The 21,804-nt window shown below is 70.7% G+C and carries 20 protein-coding genes; 8 read left to right on the plus strand and 12 right to left on the minus strand.

Translation table 11 applies throughout. The annotated features are described in order from the left end of the window. Positions 1 to 41: 41 nt before the first annotated feature. The 6 genes from OG452_RS27800 to OG452_RS27825 all read right to left on the minus strand — a co-directional run bounded on the left by OG452_RS27800 (position 42) and on the right by OG452_RS27825 (position 6,100). Positions 42 to 1,040, minus strand: coding sequence for a zinc-dependent alcohol dehydrogenase family protein (locus tag OG452_RS27800; protein ID WP_327298300.1), 999 nt, complete (start codon positions 1,038 to 1,040; stop codon positions 42 to 44). After that, positions 1,037 to 1,894: a carbohydrate ABC transporter permease gene (locus tag OG452_RS27805; protein WP_327298301.1), complete on the minus strand. Its 858-nt coding sequence runs from the start codon at positions 1,892 to 1,894 to the stop codon at positions 1,037 to 1,039. Before OG452_RS27805 ends, OG452_RS27800 begins: the two co-directional genes overlap by 4 nt. Beyond that, on the minus strand, positions 1,891 to 2,844 hold the full coding sequence (locus OG452_RS27810; protein ID WP_327298302.1) for a carbohydrate ABC transporter permease: 954 nt from the start codon (positions 2,842 to 2,844) through the stop codon (positions 1,891 to 1,893). The genes OG452_RS27805 and OG452_RS27810 overlap by 4 nt, the downstream gene beginning before the upstream one ends. Next, on the minus strand, positions 2,841 to 4,208 hold the full coding sequence (locus tag OG452_RS27815) for an ABC transporter substrate-binding protein (RefSeq protein ID WP_327298303.1): 1,368 nt from the start codon (positions 4,206 to 4,208) through the stop codon (positions 2,841 to 2,843). Before OG452_RS27815 ends, OG452_RS27810 begins: the two co-directional genes overlap by 4 nt. A gap of 61 nt (positions 4,209 to 4,269) precedes the next feature. Further along, positions 4,270 to 5,031 carry a DeoR/GlpR family DNA-binding transcription regulator gene (locus tag OG452_RS27820; protein WP_327298304.1) on the minus strand — a complete coding sequence of 254 codons (762 nt, stop codon included), beginning with the start codon at positions 5,029 to 5,031 and terminating at the stop codon, positions 4,270 to 4,272. Between the two features lie 244 nt (positions 5,032 to 5,275). Beyond that, on the minus strand, positions 5,276 to 6,100 hold the full coding sequence (locus tag OG452_RS27825) for an NAD-dependent epimerase/dehydratase family protein (protein WP_327298305.1): 825 nt from the start codon (positions 6,098 to 6,100) through the stop codon (positions 5,276 to 5,278). A 330-nt stretch (positions 6,101 to 6,430) separates the two neighbouring features. On the opposite strand from OG452_RS27825, the gene OG452_RS27830 reads away from it, so the two are divergent. The 3 genes from OG452_RS27830 (at position 6,431) to OG452_RS27840 (ending at position 9,921) form a co-directional block, all read left to right on the plus strand. Then, positions 6,431 to 7,375 (plus strand): 5-dehydro-4-deoxyglucarate dehydratase, encoded by a 945-nt coding sequence (locus tag OG452_RS27830; protein WP_327298306.1) that lies wholly within the window; start codon positions 6,431 to 6,433, stop codon positions 7,373 to 7,375. After that, the gene (locus OG452_RS27835; protein ID WP_327298307.1) at positions 7,372 to 8,535 is read left to right on the plus strand and encodes a hypothetical protein; all 1,164 of its coding nucleotides are present in this window, start codon (positions 7,372 to 7,374) and stop codon (positions 8,533 to 8,535) included. The genes OG452_RS27830 and OG452_RS27835 overlap by 4 nt, the downstream gene beginning before the upstream one ends. A gap of 318 nt (positions 8,536 to 8,853) precedes the next feature. Further along, entirely contained in the window at positions 8,854 to 9,921 is a 1,068-nt protein-coding gene (locus tag OG452_RS27840; protein ID WP_327298308.1) for a D-alanyl-D-alanine carboxypeptidase family protein, read from the plus strand. A 219-nt stretch (positions 9,922 to 10,140) separates the two neighbouring features. Here the strand turns inward: OG452_RS27840 and OG452_RS27845 are convergent, their stop codons facing one another. Continuing rightward, entirely contained in the window at positions 10,141 to 11,184 is a 1,044-nt protein-coding gene (locus OG452_RS27845) for an aldo/keto reductase (protein ID WP_327298309.1), read from the minus strand. 211 nt (positions 11,185 to 11,395) lie between these two features. Here OG452_RS27845 and OG452_RS27850 point away from each other — a divergent pair, with 211 nt between their 5' ends. Next, positions 11,396 to 12,346, plus strand: a complete 951-nt coding sequence (locus OG452_RS27850) for an AraC family transcriptional regulator (RefSeq protein WP_327298310.1) — start codon at positions 11,396 to 11,398, stop codon at positions 12,344 to 12,346. Positions 12,347 to 12,378: 32 nt separating this feature from the next. On the opposite strand, the gene OG452_RS27855 is transcribed toward OG452_RS27850, so the two are convergent. Then, positions 12,379 to 13,161: a GNAT family N-acetyltransferase gene (locus tag OG452_RS27855; protein ID WP_327298311.1), complete on the minus strand. Its 783-nt coding sequence runs from the start codon at positions 13,159 to 13,161 to the stop codon at positions 12,379 to 12,381. Positions 13,162 to 13,304: 143 nt separating this feature from the next. Here OG452_RS27855 and OG452_RS27860 point away from each other — a divergent pair, with 143 nt between their 5' ends. After that, positions 13,305 to 14,093 carry an HAD family acid phosphatase gene (locus OG452_RS27860; protein WP_327298312.1) on the plus strand — a complete coding sequence of 263 codons (789 nt, stop codon included), beginning with the start codon at positions 13,305 to 13,307 and terminating at the stop codon, positions 14,091 to 14,093. Between the two features lie 103 nt (positions 14,094 to 14,196). On the opposite strand, the gene OG452_RS27865 is transcribed toward OG452_RS27860, so the two are convergent. The 3 genes from OG452_RS27865 to OG452_RS27875 form a co-directional block, all read right to left on the minus strand. Further along, positions 14,197 to 14,634: a hypothetical protein gene (locus OG452_RS27865; protein ID WP_327298313.1), complete on the minus strand. Its 438-nt coding sequence runs from the start codon at positions 14,632 to 14,634 to the stop codon at positions 14,197 to 14,199. Between the two features lie 56 nt (positions 14,635 to 14,690). Then, positions 14,691 to 16,139 carry a peptidoglycan D,D-transpeptidase FtsI family protein gene (locus tag OG452_RS27870; protein ID WP_327298314.1) on the minus strand — a complete coding sequence of 483 codons (1,449 nt, stop codon included), beginning with the start codon at positions 16,137 to 16,139 and terminating at the stop codon, positions 14,691 to 14,693. 93 nt (positions 16,140 to 16,232) lie between these two features. Next, the gene (locus tag OG452_RS27875; protein WP_327298315.1) at positions 16,233 to 17,006 is read right to left on the minus strand and encodes an IclR family transcriptional regulator; all 774 of its coding nucleotides are present in this window, start codon (positions 17,004 to 17,006) and stop codon (positions 16,233 to 16,235) included. A gap of 155 nt (positions 17,007 to 17,161) precedes the next feature. On the opposite strand from OG452_RS27875, the gene OG452_RS27880 reads away from it, so the two are divergent. Both OG452_RS27880 and OG452_RS27885 read left to right on the plus strand, forming a co-directional pair. After that, on the plus strand, positions 17,162 to 18,691 hold the full coding sequence (locus tag OG452_RS27880) for an aldehyde dehydrogenase (NADP(+)) (RefSeq protein WP_327298316.1): 1,530 nt from the start codon (positions 17,162 to 17,164) through the stop codon (positions 18,689 to 18,691). Then, positions 18,688 to 19,296, plus strand: a complete 609-nt coding sequence (locus tag OG452_RS27885; protein ID WP_327298317.1) for a DUF1349 domain-containing protein — start codon at positions 18,688 to 18,690, stop codon at positions 19,294 to 19,296. The genes OG452_RS27880 and OG452_RS27885 overlap by 4 nt, the downstream gene beginning before the upstream one ends. A 38-nt stretch (positions 19,297 to 19,334) precedes the next feature. Here the strand turns inward: OG452_RS27885 and OG452_RS27890 are convergent, their stop codons facing one another. Then, on the minus strand, positions 19,335 to 20,768 hold the full coding sequence (locus OG452_RS27890) for an MFS transporter (protein ID WP_327298318.1): 1,434 nt from the start codon (positions 20,766 to 20,768) through the stop codon (positions 19,335 to 19,337). A 70-nt stretch (positions 20,769 to 20,838) separates the two neighbouring features. Between OG452_RS27890 and OG452_RS27895 the strand changes: the two genes are divergently transcribed. Next, the gene (locus tag OG452_RS27895) at positions 20,839 to 21,801 is read left to right on the plus strand and encodes a GlxA family transcriptional regulator (RefSeq protein WP_327298319.1); all 963 of its coding nucleotides are present in this window, start codon (positions 20,839 to 20,841) and stop codon (positions 21,799 to 21,801) included. Positions 21,802 to 21,804 lie beyond the last annotated feature (3 nt).

The raw sequence follows: 21,804 nt of genomic DNA on the forward strand, positions 1-21,804 counted from the left end.
TGTTCCCGCCGCTGTCTACCGCCGCTCCCTCCCGCGCCGGGTCACTTCCCCGGCCGCACCACGATCTTCCGGCCGATGCCCGCCTTGAAGCGGTCCAGCGCCGCCGGATAGTTCTCCAGCGGGAGCCGGTCGCTGATGAAGACCGCCGGGTCGAGCACCCCCGCGGCGAACAGCTCGGCCGCCCGCTCATAGCTGTGCAGCACCGCCATCGAACCGGTGATCGTGATCTCCTGGTTGTAGATCCGGTACGGGTCGATCGTCGCCCGCGTCGCGTAGTCGGCGACGCCGAACTGCAGATACGTCCCGGCCTTCGCCACCCGCCCCAGACCGTCCTGGATCGCGGCCGCGTTGCCGGTCGCGTCGATGACGACGTCCCAGCCCCGCCCGGCCCGGTCCAGTTCGTCCGCGCCGCCCGCCGCGGCGGAGCAGCCCAGGGCGCGGGCGGTGGTGAGCCGTTCCTCGTTGATGTCGACCATGTCCACGCTGGCCGCGCCGGTCCGCTTGGCGAGCTCCAGCATCATCAGCCCCATCGTCCCCGAGCCGTAGATCAGCACATGCGAGCCGAGCCGGCTGTTGAGCACGTCGTAGCCGCGTACCGCGCAGGACAGCGGTTCGACCAGGGCCGCGTCCTCGGTCCGTACGTGGTCGGGCAGTTTCACGCAGTTGGCGGCGGGCGCCACCGCGTACTCGGCGGCGCCGCCCGCGGTGGTCACCCCGATCGCTGCCCACTTCTCGCACATGTTGTTGTGGCCGAGGCGGCAGTAGCGGCACTCGAAGCAGTACAGGGACGGGTCGACGGCCACCCGGTCGCCGGCGGCCAGTGAGGTGACGTCGGAGCCCAGCGCCACCACCGTGCCCGCGAACTCATGACCCGGTACTACCGGCAGAGTGGGCGCGAACTCACCCTGGAGGATGTGCAGATCGGTGCCGCACAGCCCGCACGCCGCCACTTCGACGATCACGTCGCGGGGCCCGGGGGTGGGGTCCGGCACCTCCCCGTACCCGACCTTGCCGATGGCTTCGATGATGGCTGCCTTCATTTCACGGCTCCCAGCGAAAGGCCCTGGACCAGCTTGTCCTGGGCGGCGAACCCCGCGGCGAGCACCGGCAGGGAGACGACGAGCGACGCGGCGCACACCTTCGCCAGGAACAGGCCCTGGCTGGTGATGAAGCCGGTCAGGAAGACGGGCGCGGTCTCGGCGACGACGCCCGTGAGCACCCGGGCGAAAAGCAGTTCGTTCCAGCTGAAGATGAAGCAGATCAGCGCGGTGGCGGCGATTCCGGGCGCAGAGATCGGGGCGACGATCCGGGTGAGGATCACCGGCAGCCTGGCGCCGTCGACCCGCGCCGCCTCGATGACCGCCACCGGCACCTCGGCCAGGAAGGACTGCATCATCCACACCGCGATCGGCAGATTCATCGAGGTGTAGAGGATGACCAGCATCCAGATGTTGTCGAGCATCCCGGTGTTCTTGGCGAACAGATAGACCGGCAGCAGCCCGGCGACCACCGGGAGCATCTTCGTGGAGAGGAAGAAGAACAGGACATCCGTCCACTTCTTCACCGGCCGGATGGAGAGCGCGTACGCGGCGGGCAGCGCCAGCACCAGCACACACAGCGTCGAGACGACCGATGCCACGGCCGAGTTGGCGAGCGCGGGCCAGGGGCTCGCGCCGCCGCCCGCACCGAAGAAGTCGCGGTAGCCGTCCAGGGTGAGCGAAGCGGCGAGCGACGGCGGGTTGGTGGCCGCGTCGGTCTCCGCGTGGAAGGAGGTCAGTGCCATCCAGGCGATCGGCAGGAAGAAGAGGATTCCGGCCAGCCAGGCCGTCAGGCCGAGGAGTGCGCCCCCGGTACGGGCGGCGCCCCGGGGCGCCGCCGTGTCTGCGGACTTCATGCGCGTGATGCCTCCTCGCTGAAGAGGGACGAGACCACGCGGAGCGCGAAGGTCGCGATGATGATCGTGCCGATGACGACCAGGACCCCGGCGGCGGACGCGAGACCGTTCTCGTGCGCCTGGTAGAAGGCCTGGTAGACGGTGTACGGCAGGTTCGCGGTGCCCAGGCCGCCCGAGGTGATGGTGAAGACGGCGTCGAAGTTCTGCACGATGTAGATCGAGCCGAGCAGCGCACCCAGTTCCAGATAGCGCCGCAGATGGGGCAGCGTCAGGTGGCGGAAGATCTGCCAGCTGCCCGCCCCGTCGATCCGCGCCGCCTCGATCAGCTCCGGTGAGCGGCTCTGCAGCCCGGCCAGCAGGATCAGCATCATGAACGGCGTCCACTGCCAGATCAGCGCCGCCTCGACCGCGAGCAGCGGGGTGTTCGACACCCAGTCGGGCTGCGGCGCGCCCCCGCCGCCCACCCAGTGCAGCAGCCCGTTGAAGAGCCCGTACTCCGGGTTGTAGAGCACATGCTTCCAGAGCAGTGCGGCCGCCACCGGGACCAGCAGGAACGGCGCGATCAGCAGCGTACGGACGAACCCCCGGCCCTTGAAACGGCGGTCGAGCAGCAGCGCCAGGACGAGTCCGAGCACCAGGCTGACGAGCACCACGGCGACCGTCAGCAGCACCGTGGTGAGGACCGACTTGCGCAGGTCCGGGTCGGTGAGCACATCGGAGTAGTTGGCGAAGCCGGTGAAGTGCCGGGCCTTCGGATAGAGCGCGTTCCAGTTGAAGAAGGAAATCACCACGGTTGCCACGAAGGGCAGTTGGGTGACCACGATCATGAAGATCAGAGCCGGCAGCAGCGGGGCCCGGGTGGCCCAGGCGCGCAGCCGGCTGCCCGGTGGGGCAGTGGGGCCGGGTGGGGACACCGCGCGGGGCGCGGCCGGAGCTGTGGTCGCTGTCATCGTCCCTCGTACTCCTTCGCGATCTTCGCGGCGAGCCGCTGGGATGCGGCGATGGCCGAATCGACGGACTTGCGCCCGGCGATGGCGGCGCTGATCTCCTGGGAGACCTTGGTGCCGAGGTCCGTGAACTCGGGTATGCCGACGAACTGGATACCGGGCGCGGGGCGCGGCTGCACCCCCGGGTTGCCGGGCTTGGCACTTCTGATGGCGTTGAGCGTGACGTCCCCGAAGGCGGCGGACGCCTTGCGGTAGGACGGGTCGGTGTAGGTGGACGCGCGCTTCCCGGCCGGGGCGTCGGACCAGCCGCTCTCCTTGCCGACGAGCTCCTCGTACTGCTTGCCCGAAGCCCAGGAGATGAACTTCCAGGCCTTGTCGGGGTTGCGGGAGGTCTTCTGGATGCCCCAGGCCCAGGTGTAGAGCCATCCGGAGTTGTCCGTCTTCTCGACCGGTGCGGGTGCGTAGCCGATCTTCCCCTTGACCGGGGACTTGGCCGATTCCAGCGACCCGGCGGCGGAGGTCGCGTCGTACCACATGGCGGTCTTGGACTGGGTGAGGTCGTTGAGGCACTCGGCGAACCCGGACTGCGCGGCCCCCGACTCGCCGTGCTCGCGGACCAGCTTGACGTAGAAGTTGACCGCCTGCTTGAAGGCGGGGGAGTCGAGCCTGGCCTTCCAGTCCTTGTCGAACCAGGTGCCGCCGAAGGTGTTGACCACGGTGGTCAGCGGTGCGATCAGCTCGCCCCAGCCGGGCAGGCCGCGCAGGCAGATGCCCTTCATCCCCGGTTTCGCGCCGTCCGTCTCGGCGGCGAGCGCGGCGACCTGCTGCCAGGTGGGGTGCGCCGGCATGGTCAGGTGCTTCTGCGCGAAGACGTCCTTGCGGTACATCAGCATGGACGACTCGCCGTAGAACGGCTCGCCGTAGAGCTTCTTGTCGTCCCCGGTGAGTGACTCGCGCAGCGCGGGCAGGATGTCCTTCTGGTCGAACGCGGTGTCCTTGGCCGTGTACGGGCCCAAGTCGTGCAGCCAGCCGTTCCTGGCGTAGATCGGGATCTCGTAGTTGGACAGCGTCGCGACGTCGTACTGGCCCGCCTGGTTGGCGAAGTCCTGGCTGATCTTGTCGCGTACGTCGTTCTCGGGCAGCACGGTGAAGTTCACCCTGATGCCCGTCTGGCGGGTGAAGTGGGCGGCGGTGAGCTTCTGCAACTCCGTCATCTGCGGGTTGTTGACCATCAGCACATTGATCGAGTCCCCGCCGGACCCGCTTCCTCCGGCGCCGGTCCAGCAGCCGGACAGGCTGATGAGCAGCGCCCCCGATGCGGCCTGCGCGAGCAGTGCGCGCGGCCTCCTTCGGATCGGGCTTCGCATGGATCGCTCCTCGGGTGGTTGGGGCTCGGACCGGCCGGCCGTTCAGTGGGGAGAGGAGGGCTCAGACCCGGATGACCTGTGGTCCCAGCAGGGAGTAGCGGTGCGCCTCGGGTGCGGGCAGCAGGGTGCTGGTGACGATGGTCTCGAAGTCGGTCACCTGGGCGAACCGGCAGAAGCTCGACGCACCGAACTTGGTGTGGTTCCCCGCGAACACCCGGCGCCTCGCGGCCCTGACCGCCTGCGCCTTGACCTCGCCGACCGCCGGGTCGGGGGTGGTCAGACCGTGTTCGCGGGAGATCCCGTTGGCACCGATGAACGCCAGGTCGATGACGAACCCGGAGAGCATCCGGGTCGTCCAGTGGTCGACGGTGGCCAGGGTGCCCGAGCGCAGCCGGCCGCCGAGCAGCAGGACCGTCGTCCGCTCGGCGAGCGCCAGTGCCCCCGCCGTCACCAGGGAAGCGGTGACCACGGTCAGCGGGCGGTCGTGCGGCAGGCACTCGGCGATCAGCTGCGGGGTGAACCCCTCGTCGATGAAGACCGTTTCGGCGTCGCCGAGCAGCTGGGCCGCCGCCTCGGCGATCCGCCGCTTCTCCGGTACGTGCATCGTCGTCCGTAAATCCAGCGTGGTCTCGAAGCCGGCGCTCTCCACCGGGTAGGCACCGCCGTGCGTACGCCGGACCAGACCGTGGTCCTCCAGCGCGCGCAGATCGCGGCGCACCGTCTCCTTGGCCACGCCGAGCCGTGCGGACAGCTCGGTGACATCGACCGAGCCCGCTTTCCGGGCGGACCGGACGATCTCACTCCGGCGCTGCTCCGCGCTCACTGACACTGGGCCTCCTCGGATTCCGCCGGCTGTGAGGAGAGTTGTACAGCCGCCCGGATGGTGTGAACAGGGCAGGAACGGGCTTGATCATGCCCGTTTCTGCCCGTTCCCAGAAAGGCGTCACCGCCCCCACCTGGCGCGGTGTGCCCGTCCGGGCATGGCAGAGGCCCGTCCGGCGTACCGGACGGGCCCGTTCGCTGCCCGGATGCGGGCGCCCGATGTGCGGTGGACCGGCCCGGGCGGGTCAGCGCGGCCAGACCGGCGGGTCGGTGAGGAACGGTCCGCCGAGGTGGGAGTGGGCCGGGTTCGCCGGGTCGAGCTCGCCCTGTTCGGCGATGAGCTTCGCCGCGTACGGCTCGGAGTCGTCCTGCGGCTCGTACCCCAGCGCCCGCGCCGACGAGAGGTCCCACCAGATACGGGTGTTGGCCGAAGAGCCGTAGACCACCGAGTGGCCGACGCCGTCGGCGGTCAGGGCCGCGTGGAAGAGCCGCGCGCCGTCCTGCGGGCTCATCCAGACCGAGAGCATCCGTACGGACGTCGGCTCGGCGAAGCAGGAGCCGATCCGGACGGACACGGTCTCCTGGCCGAACTTGTCCCAGTACAGCTGCGCCAGATCCTCACCGAAGCACTTGGAGAGCCCGTAGTACGTGTCCGGCCTGCGCGGGGTGTCGATCGGGATCAACGTGCCCGGAGCGGCCGGGACTTGGCTTCCCGGGCTCGGGGTGTAGCCCACCGCGTGGTTGGACGAGGCGAAGACGATCCGTCCGGTGCCCGCCTCGCGGGCCGCCTCGTAGAGGTTGTACGTGCCCTCGATGTTGGCCCGCAGGATCTTGTCGAAGGACGACTCGAGGGAGATGCCGGCGAGATGAATGACGGCGTCGACTCCCCGCACCGCCTCGCGCAGCGCCTCCTTGTCGGCCAGGTCCGCGGTGATGGCCGCGGGTTCGCCCTCGACCGGCACGGCGTCGAGGAGGCGCAGCTCATAGCCGTACGCGGGCAGCAGGCCCCGCATCAGGGTGCCGAGGCCTCCGGCGGCTCCGGTGAGCAGGATGGTGCGGGGAGCGGGCATGAGCGGTCTCTCCTCGGTGAATCGGAGACGAATTCGGAGGTGGATCGGAATGGCCGGCCGCGATGACGGATGGGCCGCGTACCCATCGCCTGGCAAGCGGGTCCAGCGTATCTATGGATGGATGGAATTCACATGTATGGACAAACTAGGGAGCCCCGCGAGCCCCGTCAAGTGTCGTGCGGGGGTGCGGATTCTGCTTCCGTGGTGGCGTTTCTCGTCTTGACCGTCCCGGCCGCGCTGGCTTAGCGTGGCGTTGTTCAGAAATATAGACACTGATCAGAATTGTGCACGAACGGAACTGTGCACGACTGGATGCCCCAGGGAGCGCCCGTGTCCTCAGCCCCGCTCGCCGGCCGACTCGATGGTCTGCTGTTCTTCCCCGTGACTCCGTTCGGGCCGGACGGCGCCGTCGATCTCGATGCCTTCCGCGCGCACGTGCGCAGCGGCATCGACTCCGGCGCGGCCGCGGTCTTCGCCTGCTGCGGCACGGGCGAGTTCCACGCGCTCGGCCCGGAGGAGTTCGGCGAGGTCGTCGCCGCCGCGGTCGAGGTGAGCGCCGGCCGGGTGCCCGTCGTCGCCGGCGCCGGATACGGCACTGCGCTCGCGGTCCACTTCGCGAGGACCGCGCAGGAGGCGGGCGCCGACGGGCTGCTCGCCATGCCGCCGTACCTCGTCACGGCAGGCCAGGACGGTCTGATCCGCCACTACACGGCGCTCGCGGCGGCCACCACGCTCGACGTCATCGTCTACCAGCGCGACAACGCGGTGTTCACGCCCGGGACGGTCGTGGCCCTCGCCCAGGTCGACGGGATCATCGGGCTCAAGGACGGGCACGGCGACCTCGACCTGATGCAGCGCATCATCAGCGCGGTCCGCACCGAGCTGCCCGGCCGGGACTTCCTCTACTTCAACGGCCTGCCCACCGCCGAACTCACCGCCCTCTCCTACCGTGCCATCGGCGTCACGCTCTACTCGTCAGCGGTCTTCTGCTTCGCTCCGGACATCGCGCTCGCCTTCTACCGCGCGCTGCGCTCCGGTGACGACGCGACGGCGAACCGGCTGCTCGACGCCTTCTACCGGCCGCTCGTCGAGCTGCGCAACCAACGGCGCGGGTACGCGGTGTCGCTGATCAAGGCCGGGGTGCGGCTCGGCGGACTGGACGTCGGCGAGGTCCGCCCGCCGCTCGGTGAGCCGTCCCCCGAGCACATCGCCCAGCTCGCCGCCATCACCGAGCGGGGCCGCGCGGCCCTGGCGGGTCCGGGGGAGCGGGCGTGAAGACCTCGGCCTTCCTCTACCCCTGGGACGTCGTCGGCGACCCGGAAGCCCCCGCCCGCATCGCGGACCTCGGCGTCCAGCAGGTCACCCTCGCCTCCGCCTACCACTCCACCCGCGCCCTGACACCGCGTCACCCGAGGCACCGGATCGTCACCGCAGGACACGCGTCTGTCCTCTATCCGCCGTCCCCCGAGCGGTGGGCCGGGCGGGAGCTGTGCCCGTACGCCGCTGGGGCCTGGGCCCCCACCCCCGATCCGTACGGAGAGGCCGCAGCCGCGCTGGCCGCCGCCGGCCTGGAGGTCCACACGTGGGTGGTCCTGGCGCACAACTCCCGCCTGGGCTCCGAGCACCCCGGCACCTCGGTGGTCAACGCGTACGGGGACCGCTACCCCTGGGCGCCCTGCATCGCCCAGCCCGCCACCCGTGCCTACCTCACCGAGCTGGCCGCGGAGGCCGCGGTGCGCCCCGGGGCGCGCGGTACCGAACTGGAGTCGCTCGGCTGGTACGGCCTCGCCCATCTGCACGCCCACGACAAGATCGCCGGAGTGGGGCTCGGCGACGCGGGCCAGTACCTGATGTCGCTCTGCTTCTGCCCGGCCTGCGCGGACGGGTACGGCGGACTCGGCCTGGATACACATGAGTTGAGCGCGGCCGTACGCCGGGCCCTGGAGCCCGGGTGGTCCACCGGATTCTCCGACGCGGGCAGCTCCGCGATCGGGAAGCTGCTCGGGGCCGGTACCGCCGCCGCCGTGCTCCAGTGGCGTACCCGGACCGCCCGGACGCTCCAGGAGCAGGCCGTCGCCGCCGTACGGGCCGCGGCGCCGCCCGGCTTCCAGGTGCTGCTGCACGCCGACCCGGCCGCCCACCACTGCGGCGCGAACGCGGGCGTCGACCCCGAGCACATCCTCGGCGTCGCCGACGGGGTGGTCGTGCCCTGCACCGGGGGGCTCGCCCTGCTGGCCCCCTTCGCTGTGCACCGCACGGACCGCACGGTGCTCGCGGCCAACCTCACCGTTGTCTCCGGTATGGGCGGCAGCCCGGCCACGCTGGCGGAGGACGCGGCCCGCGCCGCCGGGCTCGGCGCGACCGAACTGCGGCTGTACCACGCGGGGCTGGCATCCGACGCCGATCTCACGCTCGTACGGGCCGCGCTGTCCTGACCCCCGGCCGACAGAACGGCCGACAGAACAGCCGACAGAACGGGCCGACAGAACGGGCCGGAAGCACCGGAGTTGACGGCCGGTGCGGGTGGGCGGGCACCGGTCCGCTCCGTAGCCCAGGGGCGTCGGCCGGGCACCGCGCGCGAGCAACCCCACAGGCCCCACCAGTCACCTGCGCAACATCTCCACAGAGGTAAACCTCGTTACCGGGCTATGACAAACCTAGCTTGACAGTCGCTGACAGTACGCAAGTAGGTTCGATATGCACTGATGTTTTTCCTACATACCGGCGTCCCCACGCCGGAAGAAGGGACGCCCATGGGTTCCCACGCCCGCCCCACCCGGATCCACCGCACCGGAGTCCGGATCGCGATGGTCGCACTGGTCGGAGCCGCCCTGCCGCTCACCGTCGGCGGCCTCGCGGAGGCGGCCACCCCCGGTGCCACGCACTCCGCCGACGACAACGGCGCGCAGGGCAGCAGCGAGGCCACCACCCCGGCCGGCCAGAACCAGCACGCACAGCAGCAGCCCCAGGCGGCGCAGCACGCTGTCACGGCCCGGGCCGCCGACGCTCAGCACGCTGTCAGAGCCCAGGCCGGTCCTCAGATCAGCGCTGACCACGCCTTCCTGCTGGACGCCCGCGACGGCAGCCAGGAGCGGGAGATGTGGGCCGGAGCGAAGGCCGACGAGAGCGTTCCGATGGCCAGCACCACCAAGATCATGACTGCCCTGGTGGTGCTCAAGCACCCGGAGTGGCTGAACCACCGGATCACGGTGAAGCAGGACTACCGGGACTACGTCCAGAAGGTCGGCGGCAGCACCGCCGACCTCCAGACCGGCGACACGCTGACCGTCGAGCAGCTGCTGCACGCCATGCTGGTCCCGTCCGGCGACGACGCCGCGATGGCCCTGGCCGACAACCTCGGCGTCGGGGCCACCCAGGACGCCCGGATCGCCGATTTCGTGAGCCAGATGAACGCCGAGGCGCAGCAAATGGGCCTGACCGGCACGCACTTCGACACCTTCGACGGCGTCTCGCACGGCAACAACCACAGCACCGCCCGCGACCTGGCCAAGCTCGGCCAGCGCGCCATGCTGCAGCCGGTGTTCGTCAACGTGGTGAAGGACAAGCAGTTCAAGACGGAGGCCCCGGCGGCCAACGGCCACACCCGGTACTACACCTGGAACACCACCAACGAGCTGCTGGGTACCTACGACGGCGCCCTGGGCGTCAAGACCGGCAGCGGCCCGGAGGACGGCTACTGCCTCGTCTTCGCCGCCAAGCGGGACAACCGCACCCTGGTCGGCGCGATCCTCAAGGACAAGGACGACGCCTCCCGCTTCGACGACGCCACCAAGATGCTCGACTGGGGCTTCGCCCACTGAGCAGCCGGCGCCCCGCACCCGCCGTGCCCCAGCCGGGCAGCTGCTGCGGAACGCCGTACCTCACGGTGTGAGGTCCTGCCACCACCAGGAGATGGACGGCGGGCGCGGGGTGCCGCGTCCGCCGCGCAGGGGCGCGTCGGCCCAGCGGACGTGCGGGGCTTCGGCGTTGGAGCCGGGGCCCGTGGCGGTGTTGTGGTCGCTGAGGTAACGGGGGGCCCGCTACCGGCGGCGGCGCAGCCTCGCGTCCTCGATCGAGGGCGGTGCGGCCGCGTAGTTGTCCGCCGGGTCGAGGTCGGTGCCCGGCGGGACGATCTCGTCGATCCGGTCGAGGATCGCGTCCGGCAACTCGATGTCCGACAGCTCGGTACCGGCACCGTGGAGAAGCCCGTCCAGCTGTTCCTGCGTGCGGGGACCGATCAGTACGGTGGAGACCGCCGGATGCGCGCGTACGAAGGCGATCGCGAGCTGTGGCAGCGTCATCCCCGCCTCCTCCGCGAGCACCGTGAGCCGGGCGAGCGCGGCGGCCTTCAGTGCGCCGGCCGGGGTGGACGTGTCGTAGTGCGACGGGAAGACGGACGCCATCAGCCTGGCCCGGTGGGTCGACGGGAGGTCCGCCCGTCCGGAGAGCCAGCCGCTGTTCAGCGGACTGAAGGTGAGTACACCCAGCCCGTGGCGTTGCGCCGTCGGGAGCACAGCGGTCTCCGGTCCACGGGTGAAGACGGAGTACATGGGCTGCTCGGTCAGGAACCGGTGGGAGCCGCGCCGCTCAGCCGTCCACTGGGCCTCGACCATCATCTCCGCCGCGAACATGGAGGATCCGAACGCCCTGATCTTGCCTGCCTGTGCGAGGTCGGACAGCGCGGAGAGCGTCTCACCGATCTCGGTCCCGTGGTCGGGCCGGTGGATCTGGTACAGGTCGATGTAGTCGGTGCCGAGCCTGCGGAGGCTGTCCTCGACCGCGCGTACGATCCACCGCCGTGAGCCGCCCCGCTGGTTCGGGTCCTCGCCCATCGGCCGTCCGAACTTCGTCGCGATGACCAGGCCGTCCCGGCGGCCCTTGACGGCTTTGCCGACGATCTCCTCGGACTCGCCCCTGGAGTACACGTCGGCCGTGTCGACGACATTGATCCCGGCGTCGAGCGCGCTGTGGATGATACGGATCGCGTCCCCGTGGTCCGCGTTGCCCAGGCTCCCGAACATCATCGCGCCGAGTGCGATCTCGCTGACGGATATTCCGGTCGACCCGAGGGTCCTGCGCTTCATTACGTCATGCCTCCGGTGCTTCGTGCTGCAGATTCCTGCCAGCTCACCACGCCGGCCCGCTCGACCGGTAGACAGATCCTGCCGCCTGCTTGCACGATCCTGCCGACCTTGCTCCAATGCCGCCATGGCAGACCCGGCAGTACCAGCAGGCGTGGAAGTACCAGGTGCAGCACCAGCAGGCGCGGCGGCACCCGCAGATGTGGCAGCGGATGTGTCACCACCGGCCCGGCCGGCGGCGCGGACGGCGGAGCTCCTCGGCGAACTGCGGACGCTGATCGTGCGCCACGCGGGCGGCGGCCCGAAGCTGAAGACGGAGATCCTGGACGGCGTGGCCATCACCTGCGCGTACCGGCCCACCCTCCCGGTGAGCGCGATGGCGGAGCCGTCGCTCGCGATCGTCGGCCAGGGTGTCAAGCGCACGATCCTGAACGGGGTGCCCTACGACTACCGGGCGGGGCAGTACCTCGTCGTGTCGGTCGACCTGCCGGTGGCCGGCCAGGCACTCGAAGCCCGCGAGGACGAACCCTTCGTCGTCTTCAGCATGAAGCTGGACCCGGCGGCGATCGCACCGCTGCTCCTGGAGACCGGCGACACCGCGAAGCCTCCCGGCTTCTCCGGCCTCGCGGTCAGCGACGCGACGCCCGAGCTGCTCGACCCGGTCGTCCGGCTGCTGCGCCTGCTGGGCCGCCCCGACGACCTCCGGGTGCTCGCACCCGGCATCGAACGGGAGATCCTGTGGCGGCTCATCACCGGTGACCAGGGCGCACTCGTCCGCCAGATCGGCCTGGCCAACAGCAGGATCGCGCACATCTCCCGCACGATCCGCTGGATCCGCCGGCACTTCGACGAACCGCTGCGCATCGTGGACCTCGCCGACCTGGCCGGTATGAGTCCGTCAGCCTTCCACCGGCACTTCCGCTCCGCGACCTCGATGACCCCGATCCAGTTCCAGAAGCAGATCCGGCTGCGGGAGGCGCGCGCCCTGCTCCTGACGGGACCGGTGGACGTCGCGGAAGTCGGCCACCGCGTGGGCTACGGGAGCCCGTCCCAGTTCAGCCGCGAGTACCGCAAGGCGTACGGCGCCCCGCCCGGCCGGGACGCGGCCAGGCACTCGGAGAACGGCCCCCGACGGGACGCTGCCCTGCACACGGAGCACGGCTGACGGGACGCGGGGCCGGCAGAAGAACCAGCCGGCTAGCGCTCCCCGTACACATGGGGCGTCGTGGTGGTGAGCGCGGCGAAGCCCAGCCGCTGGAGGATCGGGCGGCTGTCGTCGGACGCGTCGACCTGGAGGAGGCGGACACCGCGTGCGGCGGCGATCCCCGCGCGGTGGGCGACCAGGGCTCGGTAGATGCCGCGACCGCGCCAGGCCGGGGCCGTGCCACCGCCCCAGAGACTGGCGAAGCCGGTGCCCGGGTGGAACTCCATCCGGGCCGCGCAGACCGGTTCGTCGCCGGACATCGCCACTACCGCGACCATCGAATCCGGGTCCTCGGTCAGCCGGTTCAGCACTTGACGGTGGATCCGCGAGCCGTCCTCACCGAAAGCCGCCTCGTGCGCGCGGGTCATGAGAGCCACCCCGGCCGCATCCGTCACAGGCCGCAGCTCCACCCCCGAGGGCAGCCGTACCTCGGTCGCCAGCGCCTGGACCTCGGCCACCATCAGCGTCTCCGGCGGCTCGGGCGTGAACCCGGCCGCCACGAGCCGGCCGGCCAGGTCGGCCGGGCGGTCGTGGGCGTACAGCTTCCATTCGAACTCGCGGTTCAGCGCGGTGAAATGACGCACCTCGCCGGCGATCGCCACATCGGCGGTGGCCGTGTCAAGACCCGACCAGACGACGCCGTTCCAGCTGTCGGCGTCCGGACCGGTCTGCCGTACGACCTCGCCGACCCGTTCGACCACGCTGCCGGGGCCGTCCGGGGGCGCGTCCCGCCGCATACGAAGGTCGAACTCCGCCCGTACCGCTTCGAGATCCATCCGGTCACTCAACAACCGGGCCCCGGGGGCCGCAACCGGGTTTCTCCGCAACAGATGCGCAAAGTGCCTTGTGCACTCCATGTGATGCGCGTAGACAACCAGTGACCTGCACTTCGTCACCAACAGAACCGGAGCAGACGCGTATGCCCTCCAGACTCGCCAGGATCTCCGCCTGTACGGCCGCCCTCGCCGCGGCCGGCAGCGCCCTCTACGGCATCGGCGTCGCCACCGCCGACAACTCAGTGCCGAGGACGGACCGGGAGATCCCCAACGTCACCAAGGTCGAAGACAGCATCAACGCCTACTACGGCGGTACGGCTGACGCTTCGGGTGTCTACCAGGCCTCGCCGAAGAGCAACTACGCCAAGCAGGTCGCAGGCATCGAGGCGCGGGCGAAGCGGCAGATAGCCGAGGCCCTCCACCGCACCGGCCATGGCCGCAAGCCCGCCATCGTGCTGGACGTGGACGACACGACGCTGCTCACCTATGACTGGGAGAAGAAGAACGGCTTCGCCTACAACGCGGCCTCCTTCAACGACTACGTGCAGAGCGCGCGGTCGATCGCGGTCTTCGGGATGCCCGACGTCGTCAACTACGCCGCGAAGAAGGGCGTCACGGTCTTCTTCCTGACCGGACGTGACGAGACCCAGCGCACCGCTTCGGCCACCAACCTCACCAGGGCCGGTTACCGGGTACCGGTGGACAGGTCCCACTTCTACCTCAAGGACCCGACCGCTGCCCCGTCCTATCTGAGCTGCGGGCAGCCGAAGTGGACCTGCACCACCGTCCAGTTCAAGACCGGGACCAGGAAGCACATCGAGTCCCTGGGTTACGACATCGTCGCCAGCTTCGGGGACCAGTACTCCGACCTCAGCGGTGGCTACGCCGACAAGACGTACAAGATCCCGAACCCGATGTACTTCCTGCCGTGACCTGACCGCTCCCGCGCTGACCGCCGCCGGGGGAGAGCCGCTCCTCCGGCGGACGGGACGCGCCGCCGGGTGCGGCCCAGGGGTGTGAACTCACCTGTGCCGATCAGGTCGTCGGTGCCGGCGCAGACCGCCGCGCCGTGACCGTCTCGTACCGCAGCGCCGCACCCGTCACGACCGCGCCGATTCCCTCCCACAGCCCCACGCCGAGGAACCCGGACGGCGCGCGGCCGGACACGACGGCCGTGGTGAAGACCGCGAAGGTCAGCAGCCGGAACGGCACCGTCCAGCGGAAGAAGCCCTTCCAGTCGGCGGCGGCCGCCAGCACGTAGTACGCCCCCATGTTCACCGCGGCCATCGAGGACGCCGTGATGAAGGTCCGGGTGTAGTCGGACGCCGGGCGCCCGGAGGCGGGGGCGGCGAAGCCCAGGGCCTCCAGCAGCGCGGCGGGGGAGATCAGGCCCACGGCTCCCAGTACGACGGCGAGCACACCGAAGACGGCCATGGTCCAGCCGGACGGGGAACGGGGCAGTCGTATCACCATGGCGGCACCCTATGGGCTGGAGCGCCCGCCGGGGACCGTAATGGATCACCGGCCGGCTACTTCAGCGCCGCCGCCATCATCTTCTGGGCGACAGGCCCCGCGAGGCCGTTGCCGCTCACCTCCGCACGGGCCGCGTCCGAGTCCTCCACGAGCACCGCGACCGCCACCTCCTTGCCGGTCGACTTGTCCTTCGCGTACGACGTGAACCAGGCGTACGGCGCCTTGTCGTTGTTCACACCGTGCTGGGCCGTGCCGGTCTTGCCCCCCACCACGGCGCCGGGGACCTTCGCGCTCGAACCCGTGCCCTGCTCGACAACCGTCTGCATCGCACTCTGGAGCTGGGCCGCCGTGGACGACGAGACGATCCGCTTGCCGGCGTCCTTCCCGTAGGACTGCAGCGTGTTGCCGTCGCCGTCCGTCACCTTGGACACCATGTGCGGGCCGGCCATCACCCCGCCGTTCGCCAGGGCGGACGTCACCATCGCCATCTGGAGCGGGGTGGCCGTCACATCGAACTGGCCGATGCCGCTCAGCGCCGTCTGTGCCTTGTACATGTGCGTGGGGTAGTTGCTCGGCCAGGCGCGCACCGGCACATCCTGCTTGGAGTCGTTGAAGCCGTACTTCTCCGCCATCGCCCGCACCTTGTCCTGGCCCAGGTCGTCGGCCACCTTGGCGAAGACGGTGTTGCAGGAGTACTCGAGGGCGGTGCGGAGCGACGCGTTCTTGCAGGGGTCCGACGCGCTCTCGTTGGTGAGGTCCGTAGTCGTGCCGGGGAGCCGGTACGGGTCGGGGCTGTCGGTCTTCTCGTCGATCGACGAGAACAGCCCGTCCTCCAGCGCGGCCGACGCGACCACCAGCTTGAAGGTCGACCCCGGGGGCAGCGGCTGGCGCAGCGCCCGGTTGAGCATCGGCTGGTCCTTGTCGGTGGTCAGCTGCTTCCAGGCGTCGCCGTCCGTCGTACCGCTGATCTTCGACGGGTCGTAGGACGGCGTGGAGACCATGCCCAGGATCTCGCCGGTCTTCGGGTCGATGGCGACGGCGGCGCCCTTCTTGCTGCCGAGTGCTTCGTACCCCGCCTTCTGCACGGCCGGACTGATCGTCGTCAGGACGTCACCGGGGGCGGTCTGCTTGCCGGTGAGCGCGTCGACCGGGTTCTTCAGCCGGGTGTCCGTCCCGTCGAGGACGTCGCTGTAGATCCCTTCGAGCTGCGTCGACCCGTACGCCTGCGAGCTGTACCCGGTCACGGCCGAGTACAGGTCTCCGTCGGTGTACGTACGCCGGTAGGCGAGGTCGCCGCTGTCCGTCCGCTTCGATCCGGTGACCGACCTGCCTCCCACGATGATGTCGCCCAGCGGCTTCGCGTACTGCGCGATGGCGGTCCGCCGGTTGTTCTTGTTGTCTGCGAGGGCCTTGCTCTCGTACCCCTGCACCCAGGTCGCCCGCGTGAGCAGAGCGAGGACCAGCAGCAGACAGAAGACCGAGGCGCGCCTGATTGTCTTGTTCATCCCGTGTGAGGACGAGCGGGGCGGGCGGCGCCGTTCCCGGCCGGCGGATTTCTCAGCGATCTCTCATCTGGGTGAGAGCCGGATCACCGCCGCTCAGAGCCGCCGGGTCGCGAGGGTCAGCCGGTCGCGGGCGTCGAAGAGCGCGTCCTTGACCATCTGCTCATGGGCCGGGGTGAGCCGGGCCACCGGCACCGAGCAGCTGATCGCGTCGCGGGCCGGGGTCCGGTACGGGATGGCCACGCCGAAGCAGCGCAGCCCCAGCGTGTTCTCCTCGCGGTCCACGGCGTACCCCTGCTCGCGGACGAGGTGCAGCTCCTCGATGAGCTTCTCGCGGTCCGTGATGGTGTGCTCGGTCAGCTGCGGCATGGTCTCCGGCAGCATCTTGCGTACCTGCTCGTCGCTGTGGGTGGCGAGCAGCGCCTTGCCCAGCGAGGTCGAGTGCGCGGGCAGCCTGCGGCCGACCCGGGTGAACGGGCGCAGGTAGTGCTGCGACTGGCGGGTGGCCAGATAGACGACGTTGGTCCCGTCGAGTCGGGCGAGGTGGATGGTCTCCGTCGTGTCGTCGGAGAGCCGGTCGAGGGTGGCGCGGGCCGCCGCGACGACCTCGTCGCCGTCGATGTACGAGGTACCGACGAGCAGGGCGCGTACGCCGATGCCGTACCGCGTGCCGGTCGCGTCGGTCTCCACCCAGCCCAGTTCCACCAGCGTGCGCAGCAGCATGTAGAGACTGGACTTGGGGTAGCCGACCGCCTCCTGTACGGCCGCGAGCGAGTGCATGCCGGGGCGCCCGGCGAAGTACTCGAGCAACTCGACCGTCCGCACCGCGGACTTGACCTGCGCCCCACCTGCTGTCTCGGCAGCCGACATTCGACCCTGCCCCTCTTGTCAATGCTGAACACGCGTTATTAGAGTTCCAGGAGATATTCATCATCAGGAACTTTGTTCAGAATACCGAACAACTTTACCGAACGACTCGTTGTGCGGCAGTGGTTTGCGGCAGTGGATCTGGAAGGACGTTCGCGGTGGCAGCAACACCAGTCTGGAGTGTCGACCCCCGAACCGGGAAGCAGCGCGAGCAGGTCGCGCTGGAGGCCGCGACGGGTGAAGTGGACCAAGTGGTCCGCGCCGCCCACGCCGCGCGTGCGTCGCTCGCCGACCGTAGGGTACGGGCAGCCCTGCTGCGTACCGCCGCCGACCTGCTCGACGAGGCCAGGCCCCATGTCATCGAGGCCGCCGACGCCGAGACCGCGCTCGGCCCCGGCCGGCTCACCGGTGAACTCGCCCGTACCACCGCGCAGTTCCGGGCTTTCGCCGATGTGATCGACGAGGGTTCCTTCCTCGACGTCCGCATCGACCACCCGGACGCCGGCGCGACCCCGCCCCGGCCCGACCTGCGTCGGTACAAGCTGCCGCTCGGCGTCGTCGCGGTGTACGCGGCGAGCAACTTCCCGCTGGCCTTCTCGGTGCCGGGTGGCGACACCGCGAGCGCGCTCGCGGCCGGCTGCCCGGTCGTGGTGAAGGCGCACCCCGACCATCCCGCGACGTCCGAGCTCTGCGCCTCGGTGCTGCACCGGGCCGCCGAGCAGGTCGGCCTCGACCCCGCGGTGGTCTCCGTGGTGCACGGCTTCGAGGCCGGAGTGGCGCTCGTCAAGCACCCGCTGGTCGCCGCCGCCGGTTTCACCGGGTCGGTGCGCGGCGGGCGTGCCCTCTTCGACGCGGCTGCCGCCAGGCCGGTCCCGATCCCCTTCCACGGCGAGCTGGGCTCGCTCAACCCGGTCGTGGTGACGGAGGCCGCCGCCGCCGAGCGCGCCGAGGAGATCGGAGCGGGGCTCGCGGGCTCCGTCACCCTCGGCACCGGCCAGTTCTGCGTGAAGCCCGGCTTCGTGCTCGCGCCCACCGGGGCCGGTGGCGACGCCCTGGTCAAGGCGCTCACGGCCGCGGTCAGCGACAGCGAGGCGGGTGTCCTGCTCGACCACCGGATGCGCGACAACTTCCTGGCTGGCGTACGCGAACGGGCCGCCCTGACCGGGGTCGACGCCCCGGTCACGCCCGGGGCGGGCGGCGAGCACACCGTCAGCGCGGGCTTCCTGACGCTGCCCGCGGCGCTGCTGGCAGCGGACGGCGAGCACGATCTCCTCCTGGAGGAGTGCTTCGGCCCCGTCACGGTCGTCGCACGCTACGGATCCACCGAGGAGATCACCGCGGTGCTCTCCCGGCTGCCGGGCAATCTGACGGCGACCCTCCAGGTCTCCACAGCCGAGGCCGCGGGCGAGGGCACCACAGCCGCCGCTCTGCTCGACGAGCTCACCCCGCTCGCCGGGCGGGTCCTGGTCAACGGCTGGCCCACCGGGGTCGCGGTCGCCCCCGCCCAGCACCACGGCGGCCCCTACCCGGCCACCACCTCCACCTCCACCTCGGTCGGCGGTACCGCCATCGAGCGCTGGCTGCGCCCGGTCGCGTACCAGAGCACGCCCGACGCGCTGCTCCCGCCCGAGCTGCGCGAGGCCAACCCGCTGGGCCTGCCCCGCCGCATCAACGGCCTCCCCGAGTGACCCGGCTGCCCGAGCTGCCCTTCCCACTGCTTGCGGAGGGCCCACAGGCCCCCTGGAAGTACGAGGAAGGGGCGCTCTCGGTGCGCGCCGGAGCGCGCGAGGACCTGTTCGTGCCCCCGGCGGGCGACTCACCCGAGCCGGCGTCGGACGCGCCCAGGCTGCTCGGCACACCACCGCCCGGCGACTTCCAGCTGATCGCCAGGGTGGCGGTCGGCTTCGTCGGCGCGGGGGACGCGGGCGCGCTGTACCTGGAGACCGGCGAACGGGAGTGGGCCAAGCTCTGCTTCGAACTCTCCCCTGACACCCCCACCATCTGCTCGGTCGTGACCAGGGGGTACTCCGACGACGTCAACTCCTCGGTGGTGGAGGGCGACAGCGTCTGGCTGCGGATCAGCCGGACCGGGAAGGCCTTCGCCTTCCACGCGTCGGCCGACGGCGAACGCTGGACCTTCGTACGGGTCTTCGCACTCGGCGACGGAGCGGCGGCGGCCGGCGCCCGGATCGGCTTCCTGGCCCAGTGCCCCGCAGCCGAAGGCTGCGCGGTGACGTTCGACTCGCTCGTCTACCGGGACCGCGCGCCCAGGGGACTGCGCGACGGGAGCTGATGGCGGGGCCGGGCGGGGTCGCGCCCGGCCCGCCGGCCTCACCCCGCGGGGGCCGCGGGCTCCTCCGTGGACCCGGCAGCGGCGGGCCGCAGGGTCATCCGCGCCGTCCGCAGCCGTGCTGTGGCCAGCGCGGAGAGGGCCAGTAGGACAGCGCTGACCAGCAGCGACGTCCGCATCCCGGCAGCGAAGCCACCCCCGGCGACCAGTCCGCCGAAGACCGCGACCGCCAGGCCGCCGGAGATCTGTCGCCCGGCGTTGAGCACCCCCGCCGCCAGTCCGGCCCGCTCGCCGGGCACCGCCTCCAGCATGGTGGCCGTGAGCGGCGGCACGGTCAGAGCCGTCCCCAGGGCGAGCGGCATCAGGGCGACCGCCACCAGGACGTCCGGAGTACGCCGCGAGACCGTCAGCAGCAGAAGTGCCCCCGCCGCCGCGACCAGTTGGCCGACCAGCATCGGCACCCGCGGCCCGAAGCGGTCCGCCAGCCGCCCCGCGAGGACGTTGACCAGCGGGATCAGCGCCGACATCGGCAGGAACATCAGCCCCGCGCTCATCGCGGACTGTCCCCGCACCTGCTGGAAGAAGAGGCTCAGTACGAAGATCAGGCCGTAGAAGGCGATGCTGTTCGCCGCGCCCGCGCCCAGCGAGACCGAGACCGCCCGGTTCCGGAACAGTCCCAGTGGCACCACAGGATGCCGATGCCGGGACTCGACACGGAGGAACACGGCCAGCATGACCAGGGCCACCCCGCCCGCGACGATCCCGGCGGTGCCGCCCTCGATCACCGCGAAGGTGACCGACGCCAGCATCAGCACGGCGGTCAGCTGACCCGCCAGGTCCAGCGGGGCGGGCCTGCGGTGCGAACGCGGGGTGCGGGACAGCAGGAGCAGAGCTACGGCGCACACCGGCACATTGATGAAGAAGATCCCGCGCCAGCTCCACGCGGAGGTCAGCGCCCCACCCGCGACGGGTCCCAGCGCCACCGCGACCGAACCGCCCGCCGCCCAGAGCGACACCGCGCGGGCCCGCCGCGCCGGTTCCGGGTAAGCCTGGCGTACGAGCGCGAGTGAGGCGGGCAGCAGAACCGCGGCCGCGACGCCCTGAAGCACCCGTGAACCGATCAGTACGGGCAGGCCCGGGGCCAGACCGCAGGCGGCGGACGCGAGCGTGAAGACGGTGATTCCGCTCGCGTACGCCCGCCGGGCGCCGATCCGGTCGGAGAGCGCGCCGGTGGAGAGCATCAGCGCTGCGAAGGCCAGGGTGTAGCCGTCAACCACCCACTGGAGCCCGGCGAGCCCGCCGCCCAGATCGCTGCTGACCGCGGGCAGCGCCACGGTGACGACGGTCGCGTCAAGGGTGATCAGGAAGAAGCCGAACAGCGCGGCGAAGAGAGTGAGCCCGGGCGAAGGGGCCCGGCCCCGGCTGTCCGTCGCGGGCCGGGTGGAGGTGCCGTGGACGGCGCTTGCGATTGTCATACGGCGAGTCTGGCGAAGGGGGCGCCCGTACAGTAGTGGCCTGAATGCCATGCAACCGGAGGTTCTGGCCATGCCCCGTCCGTACCGTGTAGCGGTTATCGCCACTCCGCCCGTCTCGATGTTCAATCTGGCCGTCCCGGAGATGATCTTCGAGAAGGCCGAGGTGGACGGCGTGCCCGGGTACGAGACCACCATCTGCGCCCCCGAGCCCGGCCCGGTCGCCACCACCGGAGGGCTGGACATCCAGGTGCGCCACGGCCTCGAAGCCGTCTTGCGGGCCGATACGGTGATCATCGCGGGCGCCGGGCTGCGCCAGGATTTCGACCCGCGCACGCTCGACGCGATCCGCACCGCGGCCACCGCGGGCAAGCGGATCGCCGCCATCTGCTCCGGCGCGTTCCTGCTGGCCGAGGCCGGTCTGCTCGACGGGCGCCCGGTGACCACGCACTGGCAGAACGGCGAGGAGCTGACCCGCCGTTACCCCTCGGTCAGCCTGCAGAGCGACGTCCTCTACGTCCAGGACGGGCGGATCCTGACGGCTTCCGGTTACGCGGCCAGTCTCGACCTCTGCCTGCATATCGTCCGCACCGACCACGGGGCGGCCATCGCCAATGAGGTGGCCAGACGTGCCCTGGTCGCCCCCGTGCGGCCGGGCGGGCAGGCACAGTCCACCGATACCCCGCTGCCGCCCGAACGCGGCGTCTCCTTCGCCGAGACCCGCGCCTGGATCATGCAGCACCTGGATGAGCCCCTGACCCTCTCCGATCTCGCCCGGCACGCGGGCGTCTCCATCCGTACGCTCTCCCGCAGGTTTCTGGCGGAGACAGGGGTCAGCCCCCTTCAGTGGCTGCTTCACCAGCGGATCGAGCGGGCCCGTGAACTCCTGGAGACCACGAAGCTCCCGATGGACCGGGTCGCCGCCGCCAGCGGTCTGGGCACGGCCGACTCGATGCGCCGGCACCTCGCCCGGCGCACCGGCCTCACCCCCAGCGCCTACCGGACCTCCTTCAGCCGTCTTGCAACCGTGCGGTGATCA

This window comes from Streptomyces sp. NBC_01197, from assembly GCF_036010505.1.
GTDB lineage: Bacteria > Actinomycetota > Actinomycetes > Streptomycetales > Streptomycetaceae > Streptomyces.

Coding starts and splice junctions, on each gene's coding strand:
- OG452_RS27800 (WP_327298300.1), bottom strand. CDS start 1,040: ATGAAGGCAGCCATCATCGAAGCCATCGGCAAGGTCGGGTACGGGGAG.
- OG452_RS27805 (WP_327298301.1), bottom strand. CDS start 1,894: ATGAAGTCCGCAGACACGGCGGCGCCCCGGGGCGCCGCCCGTACCGGG.
- OG452_RS27810 (WP_327298302.1), bottom strand. CDS start 2,844: ATGACAGCGACCACAGCTCCGGCCGCGCCCCGCGCGGTGTCCCCACCC.
- OG452_RS27815 (WP_327298303.1), bottom strand. CDS start 4,208: ATGCGAAGCCCGATCCGAAGGAGGCCGCGCGCACTGCTCGCGCAGGCC.
- OG452_RS27825 (WP_327298305.1), bottom strand. CDS start 6,100: ATGCCCGCTCCCCGCACCATCCTGCTCACCGGAGCCGCCGGAGGCCTC.
- OG452_RS27840 (WP_327298308.1), top strand. CDS start 8,854: ATGGGTTCCCACGCCCGCCCCACCCGGATCCACCGCACCGGAGTCCGG.
- OG452_RS27845 (WP_327298309.1), bottom strand. CDS start 11,184: ATGAAGCGCAGGACCCTCGGGTCGACCGGAATATCCGTCAGCGAGATC.
- OG452_RS27855 (WP_327298311.1), bottom strand. CDS start 13,161: ATGGATCTCGAAGCGGTACGGGCGGAGTTCGACCTTCGTATGCGGCGG.
- OG452_RS27860 (WP_327298312.1), top strand. CDS start 13,305: ATGCCCTCCAGACTCGCCAGGATCTCCGCCTGTACGGCCGCCCTCGCC.
- OG452_RS27865 (WP_327298313.1), bottom strand. CDS start 14,634: ATGGTGATACGACTGCCCCGTTCCCCGTCCGGCTGGACCATGGCCGTC.
- OG452_RS27870 (WP_327298314.1), bottom strand. CDS start 16,139: ATGAACAAGACAATCAGGCGCGCCTCGGTCTTCTGTCTGCTGCTGGTC.
- OG452_RS27875 (WP_327298315.1), bottom strand. CDS start 17,006: ATGTCGGCTGCCGAGACAGCAGGTGGGGCGCAGGTCAAGTCCGCGGTG.
- OG452_RS27890 (WP_327298318.1), bottom strand. CDS start 20,768: ATGACAATCGCAAGCGCCGTCCACGGCACCTCCACCCGGCCCGCGACG.
- OG452_RS27895 (WP_327298319.1), top strand. CDS start 20,839: ATGCCCCGTCCGTACCGTGTAGCGGTTATCGCCACTCCGCCCGTCTCG.